Below are 7,202 nucleotides of genomic sequence, written 5' to 3'. Positions count from 1 at the left end.
CGCCCGGACCCCCGACCCCCAGACGCACCAGCCCCTCCCCGATAAAGACCGTCACCATCCAGAAATGCTTCAGTCGCAGCCGTTTGCGAATTCTTCATGTCAATGTCCAAACAAATGCTCAAATTCGAGAAGTCATAAAGTCTTGCAGAGTGGGGCGCGAACGCGCTGCCCTGCGGTTCACGTCGCCTAGTTGGCGCTGAATGCCTGCGCGACAGCTGTAAGATCGACCGATGCAGCATCCGCTTCGAGTTGCGCGGCCAAAGATGTCAGGCTCGCGATCTGGTCGGAGTTAGTGGACGCCGCCGCAATCTCACGAAGCACATTCGCAAGGGCCGTGCGCTCTGCTGCAGGAAGCGCCGCCGCAGCACCAAGGGCTGTTCCTGCAAGGATACCGAGCTGCGTATTCAGCGCCGCGATCGACAAGCCGGCTTGTCGTAATCCAGCGATGGCAGCACGCACTGCGGCCAAACATTCAAGAGATGATGTGGCGCAGGCCGTGCGCACAGCATTTGCATCGAATGCGACCGTTTGGGCAGAAGATGGTGCCGGAAGAAGAACCGAAGAGGAAATAATGGCAGCACAAAAAACCGTCTTGAACATGTCACCCCCGTTATCATGGGACGCGTGAATCAATTTAAGGTTTAGTAACGCAAACATCACTCGCGTTCCACTGCACATTCCTTGAGCAGGCGCGTATTGCCAAAAGTTTCGTCAAAATCACACAAGTCGTTACAAATCCTTGGTCAAAACAACGCAATTTGACCTTGGCACGCACAATTTTCACGCGTTTTGCCAACTGCCTGACAGGGGCGGCTTGTCTGGTCAGGGCGCTGCGTATCGCTTGCCATCTTTGGACCGCGCTCAGGGCTTAGCCAACGTTAGCCCTTTCATTCCATCGTCCCGTCCATCGTCCGACCCTCATTTGTCGGAGCGTGAGTGGATATCAGGAGATCGATAATGACCAACCCTTTTCAGTCCCGCAGCGCCGATCTGGGCGGACCTGCGACAGATATTTTGCCAGTGACGCCAAGCGATACCGTTGACCTGTCGCATGTCGCTTTGGCCCTCTATGTCGAGAGGGGCGGCGTGATCAGCTTCGTGACCGAACGAAATCAGACCCGAAGTGTCGAGGTTGCCGACTTCACAATCTTGCCCGTTGCAACGCGCCGTGTGAACGCTGCGGGAACGACCGCGATCGGCATTCATGCCCTGGTCCTCACATGAGGGTCAGCATCGGATGCGGTATTGCATCGGTTCAGTCCTTGCGTCCGGCCCGAACACCGCGCAGCCTGTTCCGGCCCGGTGATCTTGGGGTATGGCTCGACCCTGGCGATCTGGCAACTCTGACCCAGGATCCTGCGGGAATGGTGCCGGTCTTTGCACCGGGGCAGGCGGTTGGACGTATCCGGGACAAGAGCGGCAACAATATCCATGCGCTGCAGGCTTCTGCCGATCAGCGCCCGCTCTACGCGCGGCGGCCGCTAGGCGGGCGACGCAACCTGCTTGTCATGACTGACAACTTGATAGGCTGGACACCACAAGGCACCCCGGACACAAGTGCCGATGGGTCCCTTGGCGGCGAACCTGCGTTCCGGCTGACGGACAACAACACCGCGCAATGGGAAGCGGGAATCCTGACGCTGCCTTCTTCGGGTCAGGTGGCTGGTGTCTATACACTCTCGGTTCGGGTGAAAAAGGAAGTTAGCGCCCTTTCCGCAGCCTCGGCACGGTTGAACATTTTTGATGGCACCTCCTCTCAAAGTGCCGGATTTGTTCTCAACACGGTGACCGGCGCCACTATGGCCACGGCTTCATGGATTTATGGCAGTCGGGTGATTGCGGTGGATGACATGCAAGACTACTGGCAGGTCAAGATGACGTTCACCCTGGATGCGGGTCACGCTGTCACAAGTTTTGCAATCTTTCCGGCGCACCATGCGTTGTCGGGCAGCAGCTCATCCGCCATCAATACAGGATCCAACACCTGGGCCGCGCCCCAGCTTGAACTTGGCGGTGTCGCAACCCCTTATCAGCGCGTGACGTCTGCGGCAGACATTACCGAAGCGGGCCAGCCACATCGTTTTGCTCTGCTGAACGATCAGATCAATGATGCCATGCTGGTCACCTTGCCCGCCGGGAACTACACGGTTGCGTCAGCCACAGATGCCGGCGTGGTCATTCAGGCAGGGCAGCCGATTTCGGGTGCCTTTGCCATACCCGGCCCGGCCCGGCTTTATGCCTGCCTGATCATCAACCGCACCCTGAGCGCGGAGGAAACCGCGCGCCTGACCGCATGGTTCAATGCCAAGAGGCCATGAGAGCGGCCCGCAGCGTCCGATGAACGGGCGCTGCGGGCGAGGTGAAAAGATATCCACGCGTCTGCTACGGCCTGTGGCCTTGGGATTGGCCAATTGCCCCGCCAAGTCCTATCGCCGCCACCGCCAGCCGCACTGCGGCCTCCATCGCGTCGATCACCACGATCCGGTGCCGCCGCGCCAGTTGCGCAGCGCGCCCTGTCAGACCCGCCGATCCCAGTATGATCGCCTGTGCGCCGTCGATGTTTCGCGCACGTTCTATAGCGTCATCAATGCGCGCGCCTCCGGCGTCGCCGCCATCTGCTGCTTCGGTCACACCGACACCCGCCGCGCGCACGCTGCATTGACCAGTGGCGCCTAGCCCCTGCAGCACGCTGCAAATACCCGGAACCGCGCTTTCTACCGTGGTCACCACGGCAAAGCGGCGCGCAAAGAGACGGGCCATAGCGACCGAGGCTTCAACGGCCCCCACCACCGGCACCTGAAGGAAGCCGCGTGCCTGATCAAGAGCGATGTCATCAAAACAGGCCATCACATAGGCATCATGATCGGCATGCGCTGCTAATAGGTCGAGTGCAAGCGGTTCGGCAACCCGCCGGTCCGCCAAGGTCTGGATCGCTAGCGGCCCCCGCGCGGGCTGAATCACGCGTGCCGTGACGCCATCTGGCAGCACAGAGAGTGCGGTTTTGTGGATCAGCCGGCTGACCTCTGCGCTGCTGTTGGGGTTCACGATCAGCAAGCGTCGCGCCACCGTCGCCGCACGTTCCAGCGGTTCTGCCTGCGCCCTCATCCGCGGCCCGCCAGAATATCGGGCAGCCACATCACCAGCCCGGGCCAGAGGATGATCACGATGGTGAACCCCATCATCACCACCACATAGGGCAGCGCCCCGCGGATCACATCGCCATAGCTGCCGCCATCCGTGCGCACCCCGTGCACCACAAACAGGTTCATCCCTACCGGTGGCGTGATCAGCGCAATCTCGCACATGATCACCACAAAGATGCCAAACCAGATCGGATCAATCCCCGCCACCAGGATGACCGGCATCATGATCGGCACCGTCAGCACCATCATCGACATCGCATCCATAAAGGTGCCAAGGATCACATAGAACACCAGCAGCACCAGAAGCAGTGTCAGCCGGTCCAGATCATAGGCAGCAATCCACGACGTCACCGCCTGCGCCGCCCCGGTCATCGAGATCGTCACATTCAGCAGCAGCGCCACCACCAGCACGATCATCACCATGCCACTGGTCCGCGCCGCCTGATAAAAGCAGTTGGCCAGCAGATCCCAGCTCAACTGCCCGCCAAGCGCCACAAAGCCGAGGGACATCATCACGCCAATGGCCGCCGATTCCGTGGGTGTCGCAAGCCCGCCATAGATCGACCCCATCACCACGCCAAAGATCACCACCGGCGGGATCAGATGCTTGCTCAGCGCCAGCTTCTGGCGCAGCGGCATCCGCACCAATTCGGTGGCCTCCTCCCCTGCCCTGCCGTGGAAAATCGCGATATAGGCGGAAAACAGCAGCGCCAGCAGCACGCCCGGCACAATCCCCGCTGCAAACAACTGCCCGACGGACGCATTGGCGATGGACCCGTAGACCAGCAGGTTGATCGAGGGCGGAATCAGGATCCCCAAGGTGCCGCCCGCCGCCAGCGACCCAAGCGACGGCCCCACCGGATATCGGTATTGCTGCAACGCGGGCAGCGCGATGGTGCCCACCGTCGCCGCCGTCGCGACCGACGACCCCGAAGTCGCCGAAAACAGGGTGCAGGTGGCGATGTTGGAATGCAGCAAGCCGCCCGGCAGACGCGACAGCCAGACCGCCATCGCATCATACATCTTGTCGGCAATCCCGCCGCGCAACAGCAATTCACCCAAAAGCATGAACAGAGGAATCGCCAGCATCGAATGGCTGTTCAGGCTCGACCAGATCACGCCGCCCATCATGTCGACCAGCGGCATGCCATACATCATCCAGCCGCCGAAGCCGCCCACCGCGATGATCGCCACCGCAATCGGGATCGACAGGAACATCAGCAGCAGCATCGCCCCGAACCCGAGGCCCACAATTGCAATGCTCATGACAGCACCTCCTTTTCGCGTCCGGGCAAACCAGCCTCCACCTCGCGGCGCTTCAGATCTTCCAGTTCCTCCTGCAATTCCTCGGCGGCCCCCACAGTGCCATAGCCGCGCGCAATGCCCTGCCAGTCGCCCCGCATCAGCAGCACAACCGCGCGAACTGCAAAGATCACGGCGGCAATCGGAAAGGTGGCTGTTGCGATCAGCCAGACCGATTGCGGCCAGATCAGCGGCGTTGCCCAAGGCGTCTGTGCGATGGATTTATAGGTGTGGGTATCCATAACGGTCTGAATGGCAAAATGCAGGAAAAACAGCGACAAGGCGGCAAAAGACACCGCCGCCACCACATCCAGCACCGCTTGCACCCGGCGCGGCAACAGGCGGCTTACCTGATTGATGCGGATATGCCCGCGCCCGATCAGCGCCACAGTAAACGCAAGCGGAGCGGCCACCGCAATCGCGTAGCCGCCCAGTTCGTCAATGCCGCCCAGACTGACCGAAAACAGCTTGCGCAGCAGCGTCTCGGCGGTAATCACCGCCGAGAGCACAAGCATCAGCACTCCGAACAGAATGCCCAAGGTGCGGGAATACCGTTCCATCCGCGCCCCCTTCCCTATTTGGCCAACAGCGCGCCGACCGTCGCTTGCCAGGTTTCGGCGCAATCGGCGGCCACGGCATTGCACTGCTCGGCCCAGACCGGATAGGAAATCTCTGTCACCGCTGCCGACACCGCCGCCAGATCGGCATCGGAGACCGGTGCAGCAGTCAGGCTATAGGGCTTGCCGCGCTCACAGGGGGTGGCGCCGGTGTTGCAACGCATCGCATCATCATACAGTTCTTCCGAGAAATCCCAGATTTCATTGGTCAACTCTTCCAGCGCGGCGATCAGCGTGGCCTGATCCTCTGCAGAAAGCTTGTCCAGACTGCGCAGGTTGATGGCGTAGCCATTCATGGCCAGTTGCAGGGGCACCGGCAAAACCGTTGTCGTAGCTTCCGGCCAGCCGCCCGAATTGGCCGAGGCGGGGCCGGTGATCGCGCAGTCCACCACGCCGCGCGCCAGCGATTGCTGCACCTCGCCGAACGGCATCGAGATACCTGTCGCACCGAGTTTCGCCATGAAGTTCGCCGCCGACTGATCCCCGACGCGCACCTTGTGACCCGACAGATCGGCCAATGAGTTAACTTCCGGCTTGCAGAAAATGACCTGCGGGCCTGCTGGCCACATGCCGATCAGCTTGGCGTTGAAGGCGGACTGCAAACGGCTGTCCACATAGGGCATGAAGGCCGCCACATGCGCACGCCCTGCCTCAAAGCTGGTGTTCTGTCCGATCAGATCCAGGCCAAGGACCGAGGGTTCATCCCGGCTGACCTGCGGACCGCGGATCGAAACAATGTCGAACAGACCCGAGCGCAGGACCCGCAGCCCGTCGGTATCGGGAATACCGGCCACATCAACGGGCAGATATTCGATCTTGATGTCCAGCCCCGTCTTTTCGGCCAGTGCCTCGAAATAGGGCAGCTCCTTTTGCTGCGCGATCAGGCCCGAGCCGGACGGCTGACCGAGGACACGCAGCGTCACCGTGTCTGCAACAGCCTGAACGGGCAAAACTGCGGGCGCGACGGCACAGACCGTCATGAGCAAAGAGCGAAGCATGTGGACCTCCTGTTGATTGTTTTTTCAGTGGCGGGCGATTCGTGTGACTTTATGAAAACACATTTTCACAAAATCACCGAGAAATTTGCCTGCCCGAAAACAGATTTTCAGATGAAAATCTGCTCTGACGGATATTGCGGCGGCTCCCGGCGCTCTCTGCCCGTCTTTCAGGCAGCTTCTAAAGCTCGTCCAGAGAATCGTTCAGCCGTTCGATCAGGGCCAGCCGACTGCGCCCGGAACGGTCGGCGGCAATGATGGTGCGATTGGCGATCAGGCTGCACAAGGCCATCACCGCCGTATGGCTGAACAGTGGCCCTGGCGAGGATGTCTGACAATGCACATGCCACCGCGCCCGTGGGTCGGTCGGCATCCCCTCGTCTGAAACGATCACCACCGGCACTTCCAGATCATGCATCTGCCGCAACAGGGCGTCCGTCTGCGAGGTGCGGCGTCGCATTGCGAAAAACACCACGATATCCTCTGGGCGCATGCTGGCCAGATGCTCGCCCATCGTTTGCCCCGGACCGGGAATGGCAACGATTTGTTCAATCACTTGGGTCAGTTGCCATTGAAGATAGGCCGCAAACGCGGCGGAGGCGCGATAACCGACCAACCAGACCTTTCGGGCCTGCAGCAGATCGATCGCAAATGTGTCCAGCCGTGCCACGTCGATTTCGCCCAAGGTTCGGCTGATGTTCCGGCAATCTCGCTCGGCATAGGTCGCCGCGTCAGATGTCAGGCCCGCTGCCACATTGGCATATAGCCGCGACCCCGTCGCAAGCTCTTGCCGTGCATCCACCCGCGCGGCCTCGTAAGAGGCATAGCCCAAGCGCCGGACAAAGCGCGTCACCGTGGCATTTGATACCCCCGCCAACGCCGCAAGTTCGGATGCATTGTAGCTCGCCAGTTCGCCCGGAAAATCCGCCACGAGATCGCCAAGCTTGCGTTCTGCCGGGCCGAGCGTGGCAAGCACCGCGCGAACGCGGGAAAGAAACTGCGGCTCTCGCGCCATGCCCGACCCATCCTTGCAAATTCATTTTCACGCTATCACCTCCGATGCAAAATGCGAAGGGTGCGCTGTGATGGCAAATCCCGTTTGGATCGCAACTTCAAATGTGACAGGCCGGATCGCGTCAAGTATC

Annotated in this window: 8 protein-coding genes; 2 read left to right on the top strand and 6 right to left on the bottom strand. The window is 60.7% G+C overall.

The features are described from left to right. Positions 1–186: 186 nt before the first annotated feature. Positions 187–600: a hypothetical protein gene (locus G3572_RS09915; protein ID WP_164611260.1), complete on the bottom strand. Its 414-nt coding sequence runs from the start codon at positions 598–600 to the stop codon at positions 187–189. Between the two features lie 357 nt (positions 601–957). On the opposite strand from G3572_RS09915, the gene G3572_RS09910 reads away from it, so the two are divergent. Both G3572_RS09910 and G3572_RS09905 read left to right on the top strand, forming a co-directional pair. Further along, on the top strand, positions 958–1,224 hold the full coding sequence (locus tag G3572_RS09910) for a spike base protein, RCAP_Rcc01079 family (protein ID WP_164611258.1): 267 nt from the start codon (positions 958–960) through the stop codon (positions 1,222–1,224). After that, positions 1,221–2,318, top strand: coding sequence for a hypothetical protein (locus G3572_RS09905; protein ID WP_164611256.1), 1,098 nt, complete (start codon positions 1,221–1,223; stop codon positions 2,316–2,318). The genes G3572_RS09910 and G3572_RS09905 overlap by 4 nt, the downstream gene beginning before the upstream one ends. Positions 2,319–2,382: 64 nt before the next feature. Here the strand turns inward: G3572_RS09905 and G3572_RS09900 are convergent, their stop codons facing one another. From G3572_RS09900 to G3572_RS09880, 5 genes are all read right to left on the bottom strand, one after another. After that, complete coding sequence (locus tag G3572_RS09900; protein WP_164611254.1) at positions 2,383–3,105, bottom strand: aspartate/glutamate racemase family protein; 723 nt, start codon at positions 3,103–3,105, stop codon at positions 2,383–2,385. Further along, positions 3,102–4,409: a TRAP transporter large permease gene (locus G3572_RS09895; RefSeq protein WP_164611252.1), complete on the bottom strand. Its 1,308-nt coding sequence runs from the start codon at positions 4,407–4,409 to the stop codon at positions 3,102–3,104. The genes G3572_RS09900 and G3572_RS09895 overlap by 4 nt, the downstream gene beginning before the upstream one ends. Further along, complete coding sequence (locus G3572_RS09890) at positions 4,406–5,005, bottom strand: TRAP transporter small permease subunit (RefSeq protein ID WP_164611250.1); 600 nt, start codon at positions 5,003–5,005, stop codon at positions 4,406–4,408. Before G3572_RS09890 ends, G3572_RS09895 begins: the two co-directional genes overlap by 4 nt. Before the next feature lie 14 nt (positions 5,006–5,019). Then, a complete protein-coding gene (locus G3572_RS09885; protein ID WP_164611248.1) occupies positions 5,020–6,060 on the bottom strand; it encodes a TRAP transporter substrate-binding protein in 1,041 nt (346 codons plus the stop codon). Positions 6,061–6,238: 178 nt separating this feature from the next. Further along, on the bottom strand, positions 6,239–7,072 hold the full coding sequence (locus tag G3572_RS09880; RefSeq protein ID WP_164611246.1) for a MurR/RpiR family transcriptional regulator: 834 nt from the start codon (positions 7,070–7,072) through the stop codon (positions 6,239–6,241). Positions 7,073–7,202 lie beyond the last annotated feature (130 nt).

The organism is Pseudotabrizicola algicola, from assembly GCF_010915705.1.
In the GTDB taxonomy this organism is placed as follows: domain Bacteria; phylum Pseudomonadota; class Alphaproteobacteria; order Rhodobacterales; family Rhodobacteraceae; genus Pseudotabrizicola; species Pseudotabrizicola algicola.
The sequence above is the reverse complement of the archived record's forward strand: the minus strand, read 5'-3'. Positions and strand labels throughout refer to the sequence as shown.